Here is a 20434-nt window from a genome sequence, read left to right on the forward strand (position 1 = left end):
AGTTGTCTTTTCGTCGCTAAGAGAATTGAGAATTTTTAACCAAAATAAATAGTTACTGAAATCCCCCTTGCTCTTAACCACTTCCCTGCGCAAATTTATGATCGCTGACTTAATCAGACGAGGATTACAGGCTTGGTCGCACGCTAAACGCTGTTGCCAACTTTCCATCCAATGCCAACTTACCTGCACCAGAAAAAGCGAGTGAGACCGCGGCAGCCATGAGTGCTAAACCAAACTCATAACCATTGTTCGCCATAAACAAGCCATTTCCAAGGTGTGTGGTAACAATCGCAACGAACATGGTAAATGCCAACACCACCGCGCTAGGGCGTGTCAAAAAACCGAGAAGAATAAACAGACCACCAAAAAATTCCCCACTACCTGCCATTAAAGCCATCAAGTAGCCTGGTGCAAGGCCAATCGACGCCATCCATTGACCCGTGCCTTCTAAACCATAGCCGCCAAACCAACCAAACAGTTTTTGTGCTCCGTGCGCCATGAAAATGATGCCTACCGGCACGCGTAGTGCTAGTGGTGCAAACCCTGCGTTTGAGCGCAAAACCTTATTGACTAAATCTTTACTCATTGCCTTTCCCTCAATTATTCTGAATATGTTTAACTAGCAGTTTTTGGCTTTCTTTATCAGCTCTGTATTGCTTGCGTAAAGATTAAGCAAAATAACCTCGCAGTAAAAACGGATTAATCCGAGATAGTTATTCAGTTTTTTTGAACAAGATGAGGTGGCATTTTAAAGCGCGATGAATCATACGGCGGAAGGTATTTTACTGGGTGCTCAGTTGGCCAATAACAGCGAAAAATAGGCACGTGGTTTCCACACTATCACACGAACGGACACGGGCTTTTCGCGTGAATGCGCTCACCACTAATAGGATGCTCAAAAAATAAATCACTGGCATGCAATTGCAGCCTATCAGCCATTTGTTCGCTGAACTGGCTTTTGTACAAATCACAGCCAAGGATGGGGTGCCCCATACTTTGGCTGTGGATTCGCAATTGGTGAGTGCGCCCGGTGATTGGCGTGAATTTCACTAGGGTGCGACATGGCTTATCTAGCCGCTGCAGCACCGTGTATTCAGTGGTTGCGGATTTGCCTGTTTCATGACAAATCTTCACACAAGGGAAAAGGCGTTTGTCTTTCGCTATTGGCGCGGTGACTTCGCCAATGTCATCCAAAACCCACCCTTCTAACATGGCGATATAACGTTTTTGAATGATGCGCGCTTGGAACTGCTTATTAAGCTGCTGACCTGATGCAGCATTAAGCCCCACCACCATGATCCCAGAGGTGCCAAAATCTAAGCGATGCGGAAGAATGGCAGAAGGAAAAGCGGGCGTACGCCCTTGTTGGCCATTGACTAAGCGGTAATGCACCGAATCCCAATTCAACGGATTTTTGCCAGATAAACTAAACAGACCGCTGGGTTTGTCGATCAGTAGAATATCGTCATCTTGATACAAAATGTCCACGAATCCCTCACACGCAGGGGCAACGAAGTTATCCACGATGGTGTAAGACGCGGGGGCGACATGTGACATTCAAGATATTCCTATTATCGATAGCGCATGCTTAAAGTATGCAACAAGAAGAAAGCGATAGTAACGGTTAGAAGCGCACTTCGCATCTGTTACATTTCGCATTATTCCCCTTCGCCTTCTCCCAATTCACTGGTTACAGCACTCTTCACTGGATAAGTGAGTAATAACGAATGAATTTGGGCTAAAAACAGCGAAAAGCCCAACACAAATTCAATGTGTTTGTTATAAATAAGGTAATTCACGCAGTAAGGATAACAACGATGAGCGCAAAACAACGGGACATTACATTACGCTTCCTCGCAGAACCGAGTGATGTCAATTTTGGCGGCAAGGTTCACGGTGGCGCAGCCATGAAATGGATTGACCTTGCGGCCTATGCCTGCGCCGCAGGGTGGAGCGGAAAGTACTGCATTACAGCCTACGCCGGTGGCATTCGTTTTGTTGCACCTATTCATGTTGGCAACTTGGTTGAGGTCAGTGCCAAAGTGATTTATACCGGCAACTCTTCCATGCACATCGCCATTGACGTACAAGCAAGTGACCCAAAAGAGTTGAAGAATCGACTCACCACGCACTGCATCGTTATCATGGTAGCGGTAGATGAAGACGGCAAGCCTACGTCTATTCCAAAATGGGTGCCTGAAAGCAATGAAGACAAAGAATTGGAGCAATCCGCGATTCGCTTAATGAACATGCGTAAACAAATCGGCGAAGAAATGGAAGCGCACGTTAAGCTTTTCAAGTAGCCGTCAGTCTGGTTAATAACGGAAAAGGCCGCATCTGCGGCTTTTGTCTTGTCTCGTCTTTATCTACCCCATAGTCGGCATCGTAAAGTGGCTGCTGTGTGTTTCGAGGCGAACACTGGTCGGCCAGCGTGTGGTAACCGTTTTCATGCGCGTGTAGAAGCGTACACCGTCGTTACCATGAACATTTAACGGGCCAAAGATGGAACGCTTCCAACCGCCAAAGCTGTAAAACGCCATTGGCACGGGAATAGGCACATTCACACCCACCATACCTGCCAACACATCTTCACTGAACTGACGTGCGGTTTCACCGTCGCGTGTAAAAATCGCTGATCCATTTCCGTATTCATGTTGATTGATAAGCTCAAGCGCGGTTTGATAATCCGGCACGCGAACCACCGACAATACTGGGCCGAAAATCTCTTCTTGGTAGATGCTCATGTCTGGCGTGACATCATCAAACAAGGTTGGTCCCACGTAGAAGCCTTTTTCATGGCCTTCAACTTGGCAGTTTCGACCGTCAACCACCAGCTTCGCACCTTGCGCTTCTCCGGCATGGATGTAACCAAGGATTTTCTCTTTGTGTTCCGCCGAAATCACCGGGCCCATGTCATTTTCTGGCCCATCAACAATGCCCGGCCCAACACGCATTTTCGCAATGCTGTCTGAGAGAGAGGCGATAAGCGTGTCTGCCGTCTCATCCCCAACAGCCACCACCACAGACAACGCCATACAGCGCTCCCCCGCTGCACCAAAGCCCGCGCCTAAAATCGCGCCACTGGCCATGTCCATGTCTGCATCTGGCATCAAAATACAGTGATTTTTTGCGCCGCCAAGTGCCTGACAACGCTTACCATGCGCCGATGCAGTCGCGTAGATATATTCCGCGATTGGCGTTGAGCCCACAAAACTCACCGCTTGCACCCGTGGGTCTGTTAGCAGTATATCGACCGCTTCTTTATCGCCATTGATCACGTTAAACACGCCATCAGGCAAACCCGCTTGTTTTAGCAATTCCGCCAGTACCAAACCCAGTGACGGGTCTTTTTCAGACGGCTTCAATATGAAGGTGTTACCGGTAGCAAGGGCGATAGGAAACATCCACATCGGCACCATCGCAGGGAAGTTGAACGGTGTTATACCCGCACAAACGCCAAGAGGCTGCATGATCGAATGACTGTCAACACCCGAACCTACATTGGCAGAACTCTCGCCTTTTTGCAGATGCGGAATACCACAAGCAAATTCCACCACTTCCAAACCGCGAGTTAGCTCGCCAACGGCGTCTGAATACACTTTTCCATGTTCGTTGCTGATCAGGCGAGCAAGTCGGTCCTGGTTCGCTTCTAGTAACGCTTTGAAATTGAACATGACACGCGCACGGCGAAGCGGTGGTGTTTTGGCCCATTTTGGAAAAGCGGCTTGCGCGGCGGCTATCGCCTGCACAACCTCTTGCGCTTTGCTCAACGCAACTTGGCGAGTCTGCTCGCCTGTTGCTGGGTTGAATACCACACCAAAGCGATCACTATTGCTTTCAACCATTTCGCCATTTATAAAATTATGAACTGTTTCCATGTCTTGGGTCTCCATGCTCTAAACCATCTCAATTCGGCATCACGTGCAAGCGTCACCAAATTGTTGTTAGCCTTAATTACGTTACTCCGATATTTATCGATAATCGCTTTTTACACCGGCTCAACGTTGACGCCATGTTTCAATAAGTTCGACATAGTTGGCTTTCACCGCGTCGATAAATTGCGCGTTATTGAGGTCACCGCCCATCCATTGTCGGCTTGGCTCGCCAAAAATGGTTCTTCCTACTGCAAAGCCTTTCACTGTTTGTGATTTGGCTGATGCGGTAAAGCCCGCTTTTAGTTCGTCAGCAGCGGCATCCAAGCCAAGAAGCAATACACCTCGGCAATGTTTGTCTCGTTCTAGGATTAACGTATCGACCTGCTGCCAGCCGTTTTCTGTCAGAGGCGGTAACTTCCACCAATCAGGTTTGATACCAAGGTTGTAAAGCCTTTCCATAACACGAAAATAAAGCGAATCAGACACCTCTGGCGATACCGCTTCACCGTCTCGCGGTAAGATCACCTCAACCAAGAGTTCATTGCCCGTTGCACAACACGCTTGATACACCTCGAGCAACGTTCGCTCTTGCTCCAACTGCAATTCACGCTGATCGTCTGGGTGGTAAAACATCAAGCACTTCACCACCTGTTCTTTCGGCCAACTGGCGAGTTGTGTACCAATGTTGCCATGCTCCAAACGCAGAGGGCGCGACCCCGGCAGTTCAATCGGGCGTCCGACCCAATAGCGTTCACTCACCGACTGACCGAAACCAGTCGCGGAATTGAGCACATCCATACCGAAGGTGGAATCACACAGAATGCCAGCCTTTCCTTGAAGCCCCATGCTTTCAGCCACTTCTTGCGCAGCACGCCAAATCAGCCTTTTTAAATACGGAATATGGTCGATATCAATGCCCGCTTTCTGCGCCATCTCGACAAATTGCGCGCGGTGATCAAAGGCCAGCACGCACAATTCTGGCCATGCTTTTTCTCGTGTGGTGACGCGATGCAAGTGATTGAGGTTGTCGTCCCTATCAGGGCGAGGAATGTCGTGCTCATGCGTTAAGTAATAATCAAGCTCTTCTTTGGTTGGCATGGCAGGTGAGCAGCCATGACGCGATACCACCAGTGCGCCACACGCATTGGCATAACGACAACATTGCTGCCAAGGCTCGTTGTTAATATAGCCACGAAGCAAGCCAGACATGAAGGCATCACCTGCGCCAAGGACATTTAGTACTTCGACACGCACCCCTTTGACTGTGATGCCATCATCCAAATGGTTACCGATATCATCAGTAAAGACGCTGCATCCGAGCGGGCCTCGCTTGCATACTAAGGTCGCATCGGTAAAACCGCGCACGGCTTTCAATGCGGTAATGGAATCCTCAGAGCCGCCTGCAATGTGAAACTCTTCTTCCGTGCCCACAATCAAATCAAACAAGCCGAGCACGTCTTGCAGTTGCTGGGTGACTTCTTCTGACGCGATAAACCGCGTTTCGCCATCCCCCAAAGAGGTTAGCCCCCAAAGTACAGGGCGAAAATCCACATCTAACGCCGTTCGAACGCCATGTTTGCGCGCATAGTTCAGCGCAGTGATCACCGCTTCACGTGAGCTAGGGTTGGATAAATGCGTCCCCGTGATCGCCAAGCACTTTGCCGAAGCAATGTATTCTTCGCTAATGTCGTCTGGTGTGATGGCTTTATCTGCACAGTTATCACGATAGAAAATCAACGGAAAGGTATCTTCATCTTTGATACCGAGTAACACCAACGCCGTCAGGCGCTCTTTGTCTGTAATAATATTGCTGGTATCCACGCCGACACGCTCTAATTCTTCACGAACAAAGCGCCCCATGTGCTCGTCACCAACTCTTGCCAACATGCCGGATTTAAGTCCCTGTCGCGCGGTTCCATGTGCCACATTTCCTGAAGATCCACCAAGGTATTTGGCAAAGGTACGCATGTCTTCCAACCTTGCTCCTACCTGCTCGCCATAAAGATCGACGGCGACCCGTCCAAGACAAATAACATCCAATGTTTTTTTCTGTGTTGTCATTTCCGGCTCCTATCCGACTGCATGTTTTCAAGCTTACAAACACAAAATGAAATATTTATTTCATTAAATGGTAATTGCGAAACGCTTAACACGCAACTAACGAAACAAACATTTCATCATCCAGCTCACGATTCTTTCGAGAATAATTGCTAGACGACTGGTCTAATCTTATGTAAGGTAGCCTCCATGAATACAGAATTACACTCAACTCGCCAGCACATCCTTGATGTGGGCTACCAGCTGATCGCAGAGAGAGGCTTCTCAAATGTAGGGCTTTCTCAACTGCTCAGTCAGGCTGGTGTGCCAAAAGGCTCCTTCTATCACTACTTCAAATCCAAAGAGCAATTTGGTGAAGCACTGATTGAAGACTACTTCTCCGGCTATCAAACTCGTCTTGATGTTCTGTTTAGCGACCCCTCGCTGAATGGATTCGACAAACTGATGACGTATTGGGGAAAATGGATCGAAGCCAGTGACAGCCTATGCGCGAACCAACGCTGCTTGGTGGTGAAACTCAGCGCCGAAGTGTCCGACTTGTCGGATTCCATGCGTGTCTCGCTGCTAAAAGGCGCGAATAACATCATCGCCATGATTGCAAACTGCGTTCAGCAAGGTATTGACGACGGATCCATTGAGGTCACTGACAGCAAAAAAGCGGCAGAGCAGCTTTACCATTTGTGGATTGGCGCAGGGCTAATGAGCAAGTTGAATCAGAATACTGAATGCTTAAAGCAAGCATTTGATACCACTGCACTTGTGCTAAAAGGCCGCGTTGCTTTTTGATTTGTATTTTTACCCAAATAATTTGGACGTACTCTCAGATACAATCAAACCCGAATTTGGAAATACCGCCATACTCAGTTGGCGGATTTTTTTACCTACACACTAGACGACTGGTCTAATTGATAAGGAAACGACAATGTCTGCATCCATGGAAAACACGAAAATCGTCTTAGCTTCTCGCCCTGTTGGCGCTCCTGTTACCGATAACTTCCGCTTAGAAAACGCTGACGTCACCGCTATCAAAGCTGGCGAAATGCTGCTTCGTACCATCTACTTGTCACTTGACCCTTACATGCGTGGCCGCATGAGCGATGCAAAATCTTACGCTGAACCTGTCGCTATCGATGATGTCATGGTGGGTGCAACCGTTTGTCAGGTAGAAGATTCACAACACCCTGATTTTGAGAAGGGCGAATGGGTGCTGGCCTACACAGGTTGGCAAAGTTACGCCGTTTCTGATGGCGAAGGCCTACTAAAACTGGGTAAAGCGCCTACTCACCCATCTTTTGCTTTAGGCATCATGGGCATGCCGGGCTTCACCGCTTACATGGGCTTGTTGGATATTGGTCAGCCTAAAAACGGTGACACCTTGGTTGTCGCTGCTGCTACAGGCCCGGTCGGCGCGACAGTGGGTCAAATTGGTAAGCTGAAAGGCTGCAAGGTTGTCGGCATTGCTGGCGGTGAAGAGAAATGTCGCTATGCCGTTGAAACCTTGGGTTTTGATGTGTGTATTGATCACAAAGCCGATGATTTTGCCGAGCAACTGGCTGCAGCGTGTGACAAAGGCATTGATGTCTATTACGAAAACGTCGGCGGCAAAGTGTTCGACGCGGTCATGCCTTTGCTCAACACGGGCGCTCGTATTCCTGTGTGCGGCATGATTTCTCAATATAACGCCACTGAACTGCCAGCTGGCCCAGATCGCATGGGTATGCTAATGGCGACGCTGCTTATCAAACGTATCAAGATGCAAGGCTTCATCATCTTTGACGACTACGGTCATCGCTACAACGAGTTCGCGGCTGACATGTCTAAGTGGCTTGCTGAAGGTAAAATGCAGTACAAAGAGCAAGTGATTGAAGGCTTAGACAAAGCACCAGAAGCCTTTATGGGCCTGCTTGAAGGTAAAAACTTCGGCAAATTGGTGATCAAAGTCGCTGACCCAATCTAAGCGCATATCTAATTTGTGAGAAGGCAACACAAAAGCCCACCTTGTGATTCGCAGGTGGGCTTTTTCCATTACACTTGACTCAAATCAACGTGTTATCGTTACTTTGAACAGTCTGTTTAGGATGGATACACAAACAGGAGTAAGCTTAATGAAAACCCGCCATGTTCTCTTATTGATGTTCTCTCATGTCTTTGCCATTTTTATCGGCTTTGCTGCGGGGATCTATGTCCTGCCTATTCTGATTGCCCCGCCCGGCCCAAGCATTGATGACGTGTCTGCGACAGCGGCGAGTTCCACCTACAACGGCGAGTTTCGAAAAGATCTGAAAGGCAGCGATACGTTTCACTGGGGTGAAGGCACTGTATCTATCGGGCCTACTATGGTTTCTTTTGCCGGTGAATTAGCGCCCGGGCCTGACTACAAACTCTATTTCTCACCCGAGTTTGTCGAAACAGAAGCCGACTTCAACCGACTCAAGCCCCAAATGGCACAAATTGGTGATGTTAAAACCTTCGATAACTTTATCGTCAATGTCCCTGCCAACATTGACCCATCGCAATACAACACCGTGGTTGTATGGTGTGAGAGCTTTGGTGAGTTTATTACGTCGGCAAGGTATAAATAACGATTAGCAGAACACAAAACAGCCGCTTCTCAGCGGCTGTTTAAATTAGCCTTTATTGCCAAATCGACGTATCAGCTACAAGTAAGCACTCCGTTCTGAGCACCCTCCACATTCGCTCACAAACATTAATTCAGCGATGTATCGACACTTCCCGTTTCTATTTTTATCTTGAAGTAATGCATTAGGTTTGCTCCATCTGGGTACACCAGATCTTTGTCGCTCGTATTTAGCATGGGGATCTCGACTTGGAACTTTGCATCTCCAGCCGCGTTTTTCCAGAGACGAACACGAGCAGGCATGATCACTAAAGTGGTTGGCAGCTTCATGGCTGGATTCCCTGCCGTTTTGTCGATTTCGTCGTAAAGATAATTCACCGACACACTGAGCATATTCATGTCAATCTCATCAAAATCCCGCGTAGTGAAAAAGTTCACCATGGACGAAAGGGTATAAATACCTCCAGCTGGAATCCTTCGACCTTTGAAATCCTGAGCAATAGTGCCGTAATACAGATTGTTCATTCTGTATTGCCCAGCAATACCCAACGCATCAGCAGACAGGCTAACTTCTTTGCCCGCACCGGGCAGTTTATTGTGCTTGGCTGAAAACGTGACTTTCCAACCAAATGGCAATTGCTTAGAAGCGGGCGTAATACCGTATGCCCAAGGGCGGAACAAGTACGAACGCAACCCAGAGAAAATGCCTTGAAGCTCAGTGACGCCACCGGGTAAGCCATGGATGTCTCCCGCCGAACGTTCATTTTCATCGTAAGATGTTAAGTGCAAATGGGCGATTGATGGAGGTCGCACGTCAACAAGTGAACCATACGAATCGGGACGAGGGTGACAATAATGGTTAGAACTGATCGCGCTATAGAGGTTGCTGTCGGCATAGTTAGGGTCTGGCGTTTCTTGCACCAGCCTTGCTTTACAGTAAGTTACCCGGCGTGAATCAGTGGGCGTACTGGTGATAACAATATCGTTCTGTCGCGCGTCCGCAGCAAACACAACAATGCTGTTCCAACGCAGCGGGTTCCAGTCGCTCTCTTCCTTTAGCGGCGAATCACCAAATGGATCAACGTTGTTTGCATCGAAATGGTCTTCCATACTGCCCGTTTGTATTGAATTCGATGACGAACCAAAATACATAGCTCCACCTCTGCTGCCATAGCTATCGAAGTTACCGAAGTCATTGGAAGATGCTGTGTATGTTACCTTGCGATGAACTTTGAGCTCACCCGCCGCGTTGGGCCAACCATTGTTATCATTGACATTTCGACTCCCAAGCACAGGTTCTGACGCATAGAGCGACCAACCGCCATTATTCACTGCCGCACAACTCACAAACGCATTGTGCATGTAATCTTCATACCCACCGGGAAAGAACCAACCATCGAGCCCATTCTCACGCGCCATCAAATTGGTGAGCGAGTTATACGCACCATCGATGCCCACAAAACCATTCCAAGGCATGCGTTCAACGACGATGTTCATAAATTCGTTGTAAGACGCACGCGCCGACGTGTAATACTCTCCAGGAAGGAAAGGCGTCATTTGAGACACCAAGGAATAGTGCGTCACCCAATTGTAAAACGAGACTTCTACCTTTGCCGTTTGCGCGGGTAAGCCACCCGGCACCACCACTGTCGTAGTGGTGTCATTGATACCGATCGGCTTGTTGTATACGCGTGTTTCCCCCGTTTTTTTAGGGTTACCCGTGGTTTGGCGGTCATCAGCATTGATACCGACTGTTCCACCGCCTAGTTTAGAACCAACATTTGCAAATCGCGCAATCTCAGTCCCGTTTGCAGCAAAAGCACGCACCCAACGTACCAGTGGCACATCCACCTTATCGTCCAATAACACCTCTTTTGAAGAGGTGTATGCGCCTCGCGCCGGCACAACTATTTCAGTATCACCCTCGCCATTATTAAGCTTAAAAGAGGTGAGACCCGGCCAAACCAATGGAAAAGTAAAACGCTTTTGCGGCAATTTGTTTGGTTGTCCGGCCCAATACTGCGTTGTATTCGGACGAGAGGAAGCAGCAATATTAGGTTGAGGCGGTGTATGGCCGAGTATCATGCCATTGCCACCATCACCCGCATCTTTCAGACAACCACTAACGGCAAAGTCTGCGACGAATGAAGAGCCACATTGGGTTAGCACACCATTGTTGTCGGTGCCCCCTATGGGACAGAGGGCAGTAGGATGTTTTGCGACACCTCGAAGTTCAGAACTCAACGATCGACGTCGAACATAAGAGCCTTGTCCGCGAAAAAATCCTGCCCCAACAGGAAGAACCAGATCACCTATGATTGGAAAATAACCTTTACCCATCACCACATTAAACGACAAAGATAGATCAGAATCAGGCACTCGATTTCCAAGCTCATCTCGCAACCCTAATGCTTGTTCAAGTTTTAGTTGGTTCTCTTCAGCTATCGATTTAACCGTTTCACGATCCGCTAACCATCTCGCTCGCGCTTGTTGAGATGAATCGCCAATCGACACAAGATTCAATGTCGAATCTCTTGGCGATGGTGGTGTTTGAATCAGAACAGAGGGTGCTGAAGTGAGCTCTGGCGGGAAAATCGCATTGATAATACGCTCAAAGAATACGATGATTTGGCGGAAAAAACTGCCAATCGCAGCCCAAATACTACTCACTCTTGTATTTAAATCATTCACGACAATGCTCCATGCATTCAATTAACTCAGCGCTTCTAACAGATGCGAAGACATTCCTTTGTCGATCCTACATACACCTTTCAATCAGTTTCTGATGTCGTCCAGCCACCAGCAAGTTCAAGAAAGATAACCCCATAGGATTTATCCATCTTCGTTAGCACTTTAGGAGAGAAAGAGAGCTTTATCTGTACAATATATGTGACAAAATGAAATAAACATGACCAGAATATTAAACATAAAATAATAATGGAGATACCAGAGAGACGATTGCGGTGCGTTTAGTCAGCAATATTCTTCGTCAAATTAAACGTGATATATACACACCACAAATCCTCCCCACCAATAAATATCAATAACTTATTAATATTTCAGTGTTTACCACATCGGTTGGTGCACCCAGCTTTATTGCAAATCATGCACATGCTCACACTTGTTAAACAAAAGTCCAGATACGCAAAAATAAGAAAGAACAAGTGCTGTATTAGACAGCGAATGCATACTAAATTGGATATTCAACTGACGTTCGAAACATGGAGAAATACGTGCGCACAAAAAAACTCAGCTACCTGATAGCAATCACCTTGTCACTTTCTTCCCTTTCTGCATTGGCAGCTGGGGGCGGTGGCGTGCTGTCTGACCCAGGCGCAGCAGAAGGGAAGCACTTTGATGCCAAAGGCAACTACCCTTCTGTTTTCACTAAAGAAATATGGCAACAAAACAAAGCGACATTGCCGTTCTCTGACACGCGAGATTTCGATGAGGCAAAACGCGGGTTTATTGCCGCCCCAGCTTACAAGCAGATCATGGCAGAGGCAGGAAATGTCGCATGGGACATGGGTAGCTATGAATGGCTGCTTCAAGATGGCAAAGAGTTCGACAGCATTCATCCGTCATTACAACGCCAAGCCATTCTGAACATGGCTTACGGCCTTTATGAAGTCATGCCCGACAAAATCTACCAAGTCCGTGGCTATGACCTTGCCAATATCACCTTTATCAAGGGTGATACTGGCTGGATTGTTTTTGACCCATTGACAGCAAAAGAAACGGCTCAAGCCGCGTTAGCATTTATCAACGAGCAGCTTGGTGAGAGACCAGTGGTTGCCGTGGTTTATTCTCACTCCCATGCTGATCACTATGGTGGCGTACGTGGTGTTGTTGATGAAGCCGATGTGAAATCCGGTAAAGTGAAAGTCATCGCACCATCTGGTTTTATGGAGCACGCCGTATCTGAAAATGTTTATGCTGGCAACGCCATGAACCGTCGTATGTTCTATCAATATGGGGTGCTGCTTCCAAGAAGCCCATTTGGACACGTTGACCAGTCTATTGGTAAAAACACGGCTGCAGGTAACCTTGGTCTGATCGCGCCAAATACCACCATTTCTGATGATTTCAAAGAAATGACCATTGATGGTGTGAGAATGGAATTCCAAAACACACCAGGAACAGAAGCCCCTTCAGAAATGAACACCTACTTCCCAGATCTGAAAGCATTCTGGGCGGCAGAAAACATCACGGGCACAGTGCACAACATTTATACCTTACGTGGTGCATTGGTGCGCGACGCATTGGAGTGGTCAAAGCAGATCAACAACGCTCTTTACCGTTATGGTCAAGACGCCACCGTGATGTTTGCTTCACACAGCTGGCCTCGCTGGGGGAACGACCGCATTCAAGAAATCATGCGATCTCAACGCGACATATACGCGAACTTGAACAATGAAGTACTTCATCTTGCCAACCAAGGTGTCACGGTGAACGAGGTTCATAACCAATATAAGCCGCCGAAGAGCCTGCAAGATCAATGGTCTGCACACAGCTATCACGGTTCAGAAGCGCACAATAGCCGTGCTGTGATTAACCGTTACCTCGGCTACTGGGACGGTAACCCAGCAACCTTGATCCCTCTGTCTCCGGGCGACTCAGCGCCGCTATACGTTGAAATGATGGGCGGGTCAGACAAGATCATCGCTAAGGGACAAGCACTGTACGACAAAGGCGAATATCGCTTGGCGCAAGAGATCTTAAACAAGCTCGTTTACGCCGAACCGAAAAACCAACAAGGTAAAGATCTACTGGCAGACACGTTCGAACAAATTGGTTATCAACAAGAAAGCCCAAGCGTTCGTAACAGCTTCTTAGCCGCAGCGTATGAATTACGAAATGGCATTCCAACAGGCGCAACGCCTAAATCTGCGGGTCCTGATACCACCAAAGCGATGGCGACTGAGTTATGGTTGGATTTCTTGGGCATACGCCTTGATAGTGACAAAGCAGCCGGAAAATCATCGGTAATCAACTTGGTGCTACCTGACATTGATGAGCAATTTGTGGTTGAGCTTAGCAATGCAACCCTCACTAATATCAAAGGCGTCCAAGCGGATAAGCCTGATCTCACTCTCACGATTAAGCGTGAAGATCTTGAGCCAGTGATGATGGGCGCGGCTACGTTCGAAGAGCAAATCAAAGCAGGGAAAGTGAAGTACAAGGGCGATTTGAAACACTTCACCCAGCTAAAATCGATGATGGTTAACTTCACGCCAACCTTCGAGATGATGCCGGGAACGGCTGTAGATGCACCAAAAACAAGCAAAGGTGAGGTGACATTTGCACAACCGGAAGTTGGTCGTTCAGACGGTGTTTAACGTCTAACCTTCAAGGAAATATACCGAGCATGGCGGAGTTAATCCGCCATGTTTTTATCCAGGCCCCACCTTCTTCCCTCTCTTTACCCTCTGTCATCCCTTTCCCCCTTTTATCTCCTTCTTGCCCTTTTTGCCTCCTTGCGCTTTTGCAAGACTCGCTTAACATTTTGTCAGCGGCTAGGAATAACAATTCGTGACTTTCAATAACCCATAGCTATCAGAACAATAGAAAGCAGCCATTTTTCTCTTTCGCACTCATTGCGTATGCTTTCGCGAGAAGGTGTTATTAAGAGTAAAGATCATGGCAGGACAACGAGCACTAGTCGTGGAAGGTGGCGCAATGCGTGGCATTTTTGCCAGCGGCGTGTTAGACGAATTCCTTGAAATGGGTTTCCGCCCGTTTGATTTTGCTATCGGTGTGTCTGCGGGGGCATCCAACCTTGTCAGTTATCTCGCTGAACAACCAAAGCGCAGCTACAACGTTGTCACTGAGTTGGCGACAAATACGATGTTTTTTAACCCTGCCCGTTTTGTCAAAGGCGGCAATTTAATTGATGTCGACTGGCTTTGGAAAACGGCACTAGAACGTTATCCACTCAATACCGAGACTCTGTTTGCCAATATTCCGTTGCTGGCCGCCGTCACAAACGTTGAAACTGCGTCTGCCGACTATTACTGGGTGAATGAAAGCAACCTGTCTAATGTGATTGAAGCAACCTCTGCGCTGCCCATTGCTTATCGCCAAACGCCCTGCTTTTCAGGAGGTTGCTACACAGACGGCGGTGTGGCGGATTCCATTCCCGTGATGGAAGCGTATCGACGCGGTGCACGTGATATTACGGTGATTTTGTCTCAGCCAGAATCTTACGAAATGACACCCATGCGCCTTCCTAGCTTGATGGATCATATCTTGAAAAAACACCCAAGTATTGCAGAAGCTATGCGCCAGCGCGCAGATCGATACAATGCTTCGTTGGCATTTATTCGCCGACCACCCGCTGATTGCAAAGTGCGTGTGATCGCGCCACCAGACGCTTTTCCTGTCGGTCGATTCACCATGAAGAAATCAAAGTTGGATCAAGGCTACGATATGGGTCGTCAAGCCGCACAGAACCATCTTTTCAGGATATTCAAATCGACGATGTTAAAAGAACAAAATTGGAATAGCACTGCCGCCTAACTGTTTGCATTGCATCACAATCAATCATTCCACCAAAATCAATCATTGCGCCAAGAGACCGTCTGCGTTAGGTTGTTTATTCATCACTTAGGATTCAACTTTCCATGATTTTATTCCTGCAATCACTCTGGCTCCTGCTTCTTATGCCCTTCAGTCGGTAGAGTGATTCATTTCCGGCTGTGAGTAACGCAGCCGGCTCCCGTTCTCACAGCCTTGATTTTAATAAGCAAATTCAAGGACGTAATTAATGAGCGACGCTTCTGTCAGTACACAACCCTCTTCAGACTATCGTCAAGGCATCATCTATGCGTTGATCGGTACTGTGCTATTTTCCATCAAACCTGTATTGATCAAACTCGCCTATAGCGCTGGCGGTGATGCAACGGCCATCATGAGCCTGCGTGCCGCCTCGTCACTCCCCCTCTACATCGCTATGCTGCTATGGCTATGCCGTGACCCAGATGAAAGAAGTAAACTGCGACAGTATGGCTGGCAGGCGGCGCTGGTTGGCGTGCTTGGGTATTACTTTGCCTCTTTGCTCGACATCCTTGCGCTTGAGTTCATTTCAGCCCAGCTAGAACGCTTGTTGATTTATTTGTTCCCCTCTTTTGTGGTAGCGATCAGTTGGATATTCCTGAAAGAGAAGCCCGCGAAAGGCACATTGCTCTCCATTCTGCTTGGTTACGTTGGCGTGACATTCATTGTGGCGCATGACTTGCAATCATTTGGTTCGCAAGTATGGATTGGCAGCATGATGGCTATTGCCTCTGCATTGGTCTTTGCAATCTATCTGGTACTCAGCAAGAAAGTGATTGGCCGCATGGGTGCGCAACTGTTTACCAGTGTGGGAATGGGAAGCGCGGGTGTCGTGATCATGATGCAGTATCAATTTAAGGATGCGGATTTTAGCACCATGCCCGACGATCTGATTTTGATGGGGATTGGCATCGGAATTTTCTGTACTGTGCTGCCCTCGTATTTCGTTGCAGCTGCTATGGCGCGCTTAACCCCATCAATATTAAGCCTTACTGGCAACATTGGCCCTGCGATCACGGCATTGTTTGCCATCACCTTGCTTGATGAAACCTTTACTATTTTGCACGGTATTGGTATGTGTTTGGTGGTGTATGCAGTGGTTAGGATGGGCAAGAAGAGTTAGCGAATTTAAAACAAGGACCAACAACAAAACAGGTGTTTACCCGCTTTTTTGTTGTTGGTTTATTGTTGTTGGTATATTTTTTTCGACATTTAATCGCACCCGATCAGATGCAAAGACTAGCGAGGGTAACCCCTACTTTCCAACATCCACACCATAGCGAAAACAGGTTTTTACATGATCATTGACCATGCCTGTTGCCTGCATATAGGCGTAACAAATGGTTGTACCGACAAATTTAAAGCCGAGTTTTTTGAGCGCTTTGCTCATGGCATCGGATTCAGGCGTCGAGGTAGGGACATCAGCAATTGATTCTCGATGATTCACGATCGGCATTCCACCGACAAATTGCCAAATATACTTGTCGAAGCTGCCATATTCTTTCTGAATAGCCAGCACCAAGTTGGCGTTGGTCACGGTGCCATTCACTTTCAGCCTGTTACGAACAATCGCAGGGTTTAGCAGTAGCTCCGCTATTTTGGCTTCGTCATAAGCGGCCACAGTTTTAATATCAAAGTGATCAAACGCAACACGGTACCCTTCACGCTTCTTCAATATTGTGGTCCAACTGAGTCCAGCTTGTGCACCTTCCAATATCAGCATTTCAAACAGTTCACGATCGTCATGAACTGGCACGCCCCATTCTTCATCGTGATAAGTTTGATCAATCGGGCTCACATTCGCCCAGCTGCAACGTTCCATGTTTTGTCCTTAACCGTAATGAGCAATGAACACCAAAAGATATATTTTCAACGTAGAGCGACTGTGTTTTCAAGGAAGAGCGACTATGTTTTCAAACCATCGCCGCGCCTGACAGCCAACAAACTCTCGCTGAACAAGCATCTTGAGGCTGCTTGGGAATACTGTGTATATAACCATGCTTATAAATTGGCCACAACAAAAAGAGGATGCAATGTTAAGACTGCATCCTCTTTCTATTCACAACACCGGACGTTATAGATTAACTGTCTGATGCGTCTCTAATGATTCAAGCGCGGCTTCGGCCAATTCCAGCGCCAGTTCGCCATCAATGCCTGAACATTGCGGTTCTGTTTTCCCTTCAAGCACATCAACAAAGTGCTGCCATTCGGCAATATAGGCTTCTTTGTAACGTTCAAGGAAGAAGTACTGCGGCTTTGCACTGCTGCAGTCATCCTCGCTCCAATGCTCCACCAAATGCTCACGCACGTTGCCCGCTTTCAGCATGCCTTTACTGCCATGAAGCTCAATACGCTGATCGTAACCATAACCAGAACGTCGGCTGTTGATAATATTTGCCATCGCGCCAGACGGGAAATACAGCACGATCACGGCGCTATCGATATCTCCTGCTTCACCAATCGCAGGGTCAACTAAACAAGCACCGTGGGCTGAAACGGAAATCGGATCTTCACCCATGATAAAGCGCGCCATGTCCAAATCATGGATCGACATATCGCGGAAAATGCCGCCCGATACTCGCACGTATTCCGCAGGTGGCGGTGATGGGTCACGCGAGGTGATCACCAAGGTTTCGGCTTTTCCGATTGCACCACTTTCGAAGAGATCTTTTAGTGTTCGGAACTGAGGGTCATAACGGCGGTTGAAACCCAGCAAAAACTTAACGTCAGAAGCCTCAACCACTTCTAAGCAGTCCTGCACACGAGCTAGGCTCAAATCAATGGGCTTTTCACAGAAGATCGCCTTGCCTGCTTTTGCCGCGAGCTCAATGAGATTTGCATGAGTATCCGTCGCAGAGCATATACATACCGCATGAATATCAGGATCGGCCAAGGCTTCTTCTGTCGTCATCACATCGGCATGATATTTCTCAGCCAATTGCGCCGCCCCTTCAGCGTAGGGGTCAATAACAGCGCGGATCTGCGTCATGGGATGAGCATCAATATTGACGGCGTGTACTTTACCAATACGTCCGCAACCAAACAGCGCAATATTAAACATAGCCTCTCCTTTTGCTTTGGCTTTTTTTAAAGATGGGCACGTACTTTCTTGCAGCCCGATGTTAAATAGGAATACTCAACCAGTGTGTTTATCGGCGTATTCTGATGTATTAATCCATGCATGATCGGCTTCCCAGCTAAATAACCATTTGCGAACTGGCCCAGCCATGACATTCAAGTAATAGCTGTCGTAGCCCGCCATTGTTGCCACAGGGTGATAGCCACGTGGGACTTGCACAACATCTCCATCGTAAGCTGCCATGCATTCATCCAACTCTCTGTCTTCGGTGTATACACGTTGAATGCAGAAGCCCTGTGGGGGATTCAACCTGTGGTAATAAGTTTCTTCTAACTGTGTTTCATCCGGTGGCGCATCGCGATCATGTTTATGGCTTGGATAAGAGCTGGTGCACCCTTCGTCAGTGTAGACTTCAACAACCAGCAAACTATCAGCGGCTTTATTATCTGGCAGAATATTGTGCACATAGCGCTGATTATTGCCGACGCCTCTCGCTTCTGCGTCAACATTTTCAGGAGCGATAAGACGAGACGGGAAGGTGCCTTTTCCAGGTGCACGACAAACAGCCAATTCAAGATCGGCGGTCGCAATTAATAACGCAGAGTCCCCCGCGCTGACATACAAAGAAAAGGGTTTCTTGCGTTCAAATGGCCCAGCTCTATCTCCAATTTCTCCCAGTGATTTTCCTGCCAATTCCGCCGTCGCTTTACCACCCACTAGCACGATACAAAGCTCTTCTTTGTCGTTGGCAGTTAATGTGAGTGTTTGTCCTATTGTGAGTTGGAAAGCGTCAAAACCCACATATTTCCAACCTGCCGATTCCGGCGTGATGTGTTGATATCGCCCTTCATCATTTGGCTTCTTCCGCTTTGAAAGCAGTTCAGACATAACATCTCCTTGTCTTTGTGACTGACTTCACCGTGTATTCGATAAACACAAATTCACTCGTCTGCCAATAATAGAACATATTTTTCAACTCTCAACACAATGAAATTTATATTTCATTTTTACTCATATTTGAAATAAACTGAATGCCATTGTGGGAGCGAGGAGAGGGAAGATGCATAGCAAACGACAAACCTTGTCAACATCGTTCTTTAAGCCATCAGATGTGTCACTTGATGACTTTCGAACATGTTGCGAGAAAGAAACACATCATGAATCTTACCCGTTAGCCACTGACGTGATCTCTAACGTGGTTGTTTATGATGGCGATGATCTTCGCCGCTCCAACGCCAATATGCGTCCGTTTCAAGATGAAATAGCCCGTGTACTGCTGGATGGGCCTGGCGTTTTTGCAATCAAGCGTTTCTTTAGCAAGCACGCAATCATTGATGAAATGAGTCAGGTTTTTGAAGCGGTTCTTGAGAAAGAACAGGGCTTTGGCGCCGGTGATCACTTTGGCAAAACGGGCCCGCAAGCTAACGGGCGAATTTGGAATGTGTTTCAAAAAAGCGCACAGGTCGCGCCAAAAACATTTGTTCACTATTACAAAAACCCATTGCTTCAGTGGGTTTCTGAGGCTTGGCTCGGCCCGCACTATCAAATGACAGCACAAGTGAATATTGTGCGCCCAGGTGGGGCGGCGCAAGTTTCACATCGTGATTACCACCTTGGCTTTCAACAACCCGACGAAACAGCCCGCTACCCGCTTCACATTCAACAAATGTCTGCGATGCTCACACTGCAAGGTGCGGTTGCGCATACAGACATGCCATTAGAAAGCGGACCAACAAAGCTACTGCCTTTTTCGCAACATTATCTGCTTGGTTATATGGCTTATCACGCGCAAGCGTTTCAAGAGTACTTTGAGCAGCACTATGTTCAGGTTGCATTAGAAAAAGGCGATGCGTTGTTTTTCAACCCGGCCCTGTTTCATGCTGCCGGTGAAAACCAAACGAATAACTTTCATCGCTGCGCCAATTTGCTTCAAGTGTCTTCGGTATTCGGTAAACCCATGGAAACCGTCGATTTGGCGCATATTAGCCGCCTTGTTTATCCCGTACTCGCGCCACTTTGGGCATCCAACGCTTTGTCTATGGAGGAAAAAATGACCATTGTGACCATGGTGACTGACGGTTATGCCTTCCCGACAAACCTTGATACTGATCCACCGATTGGCGGCTTGGCACCAGAATCAATGGAAACCTTATTGTGCAGAGCATTAGAGGAAGGAATGGAAGCTAACGACTACGACATTGCTTTGGCTCAACTTCGGGAAAAACAACGGGGGTAACGTGTTTCGCGCCGTTGACTGCCGATCGTGTTTTGCACGAGAGACTGTTTGAC

General features: G+C 47.7%; 16 protein-coding genes. 8 read left to right on the forward strand and 8 right to left on the reverse strand.

Annotated features, from left to right (window positions below):
- Positions 1 to 124 precede the first annotated feature (124 nt).
- The gene (locus tag AB8599_RS09270; protein ID WP_407330625.1) at positions 125 to 586 is read right to left on the reverse strand and encodes a DoxX family protein; all 462 of its coding nucleotides are present in this window, start codon (positions 584 to 586) and stop codon (positions 125 to 127) included.
- 254 nt (positions 587 to 840) lie between these two features.
- Positions 841 to 1557 (reverse strand): RluA family pseudouridine synthase, encoded by a 717-nt coding sequence (locus tag AB8599_RS09275; RefSeq protein ID WP_407330626.1) that lies wholly within the window; start codon positions 1555 to 1557, stop codon positions 841 to 843.
- A gap of 260 nt (positions 1558 to 1817) precedes the next feature.
- On the opposite strand from AB8599_RS09275, the gene AB8599_RS09280 reads away from it, so the two are divergent.
- Entirely contained in the window at positions 1818 to 2303 is a 486-nt protein-coding gene (locus AB8599_RS09280; protein WP_407330627.1) for an acyl-CoA thioesterase, read from the forward strand.
- A 63-nt stretch (positions 2304 to 2366) separates the two neighbouring features.
- On the opposite strand, the gene AB8599_RS09285 is transcribed toward AB8599_RS09280, so the two are convergent.
- Positions 2367 to 3878: a CoA-acylating methylmalonate-semialdehyde dehydrogenase gene (locus AB8599_RS09285; RefSeq protein WP_407330628.1), complete on the reverse strand. Its 1512-nt coding sequence runs from the start codon at positions 3876 to 3878 to the stop codon at positions 2367 to 2369.
- Between the two features lie 120 nt (positions 3879 to 3998).
- The gene (gene iolC, locus AB8599_RS09290; protein WP_407330629.1) at positions 3999 to 5936 is read right to left on the reverse strand and encodes a 5-dehydro-2-deoxygluconokinase; all 1938 of its coding nucleotides are present in this window, start codon (positions 5934 to 5936) and stop codon (positions 3999 to 4001) included.
- A 186-nt stretch (positions 5937 to 6122) separates the two neighbouring features.
- Between iolC and AB8599_RS09295 the strand changes: the two genes are divergently transcribed.
- The 3 genes from AB8599_RS09295 (at position 6123) to AB8599_RS09305 (ending at position 8515) form a co-directional block, all read left to right on the forward strand.
- The gene (locus AB8599_RS09295; RefSeq protein WP_407330630.1) at positions 6123 to 6719 is read left to right on the forward strand and encodes a TetR/AcrR family transcriptional regulator; all 597 of its coding nucleotides are present in this window, start codon (positions 6123 to 6125) and stop codon (positions 6717 to 6719) included.
- A 136-nt stretch (positions 6720 to 6855) separates the two neighbouring features.
- Positions 6856 to 7890 (forward strand): NADP-dependent oxidoreductase, encoded by a 1035-nt coding sequence (locus AB8599_RS09300; RefSeq protein ID WP_407330631.1) that lies wholly within the window; start codon positions 6856 to 6858, stop codon positions 7888 to 7890.
- A gap of 148 nt (positions 7891 to 8038) precedes the next feature.
- Positions 8039 to 8515 carry a DM13 domain-containing protein gene (locus tag AB8599_RS09305; protein WP_407330632.1) on the forward strand — a complete coding sequence of 159 codons (477 nt, stop codon included), beginning with the start codon at positions 8039 to 8041 and terminating at the stop codon, positions 8513 to 8515.
- Between the two features lie 125 nt (positions 8516 to 8640).
- Here the strand turns inward: AB8599_RS09305 and AB8599_RS09310 are convergent, their stop codons facing one another.
- Positions 8641 to 11181 carry a hypothetical protein gene (locus AB8599_RS09310; RefSeq protein WP_407333203.1) on the reverse strand — a complete coding sequence of 847 codons (2541 nt, stop codon included), beginning with the start codon at positions 11179 to 11181 and terminating at the stop codon, positions 8641 to 8643.
- A gap of 563 nt (positions 11182 to 11744) precedes the next feature.
- Here AB8599_RS09310 and AB8599_RS09315 point away from each other — a divergent pair.
- The 3 genes from AB8599_RS09315 to AB8599_RS09325 all read left to right on the forward strand — a co-directional run bounded on the left by AB8599_RS09315 (position 11745) and on the right by AB8599_RS09325 (position 16189).
- On the forward strand, positions 11745 to 13850 hold the full coding sequence (locus AB8599_RS09315) for an alkyl/aryl-sulfatase (protein WP_407330633.1): 2106 nt from the start codon (positions 11745 to 11747) through the stop codon (positions 13848 to 13850).
- A gap of 301 nt (positions 13851 to 14151) precedes the next feature.
- A complete protein-coding gene (locus AB8599_RS09320) occupies positions 14152 to 15030 on the forward strand; it encodes a patatin family protein (RefSeq protein ID WP_407330634.1) in 879 nt (292 codons plus the stop codon).
- Positions 15031 to 15277: 247 nt separating this feature from the next.
- Positions 15278 to 16189, forward strand: coding sequence for a DMT family transporter (locus tag AB8599_RS09325; RefSeq protein WP_407330635.1), 912 nt, complete (start codon positions 15278 to 15280; stop codon positions 16187 to 16189).
- Between the two features lie 132 nt (positions 16190 to 16321).
- Here AB8599_RS09325 and AB8599_RS09330 read toward each other — a convergent pair whose 3' ends face one another.
- The 3 genes from AB8599_RS09330 to iolB all read right to left on the reverse strand — a co-directional run bounded on the left by AB8599_RS09330 (position 16322) and on the right by iolB (position 19033).
- Positions 16322 to 16888 (reverse strand): DNA-3-methyladenine glycosylase I, encoded by a 567-nt coding sequence (locus AB8599_RS09330; RefSeq protein WP_407330636.1) that lies wholly within the window; start codon positions 16886 to 16888, stop codon positions 16322 to 16324.
- A 252-nt stretch (positions 16889 to 17140) separates the two neighbouring features.
- Entirely contained in the window at positions 17141 to 18127 is a 987-nt protein-coding gene (gene iolG, locus AB8599_RS09335; protein WP_407330637.1) for an inositol 2-dehydrogenase, read from the reverse strand.
- A 75-nt stretch (positions 18128 to 18202) separates the two neighbouring features.
- Positions 18203 to 19033, reverse strand: coding sequence for a 5-deoxy-glucuronate isomerase (gene iolB / locus AB8599_RS09340; protein ID WP_407330638.1), 831 nt, complete (start codon positions 19031 to 19033; stop codon positions 18203 to 18205).
- Between the two features lie 172 nt (positions 19034 to 19205).
- Here iolB and AB8599_RS09345 point away from each other — a divergent pair, with 172 nt between their 5' ends.
- Positions 19206 to 20381: a phytanoyl-CoA dioxygenase family protein gene (locus tag AB8599_RS09345; protein WP_407330639.1), complete on the forward strand. Its 1176-nt coding sequence runs from the start codon at positions 19206 to 19208 to the stop codon at positions 20379 to 20381.
- The last annotated feature ends 53 nt before the right edge of the window (positions 20382 to 20434 follow it).

Origin of the sequence: Enterovibrio litoreus (assembly GCF_045679545.1) — a bacterium.
Taxonomy (GTDB): Bacteria; Pseudomonadota; Gammaproteobacteria; order Enterobacterales; family Vibrionaceae; genus Enterovibrio.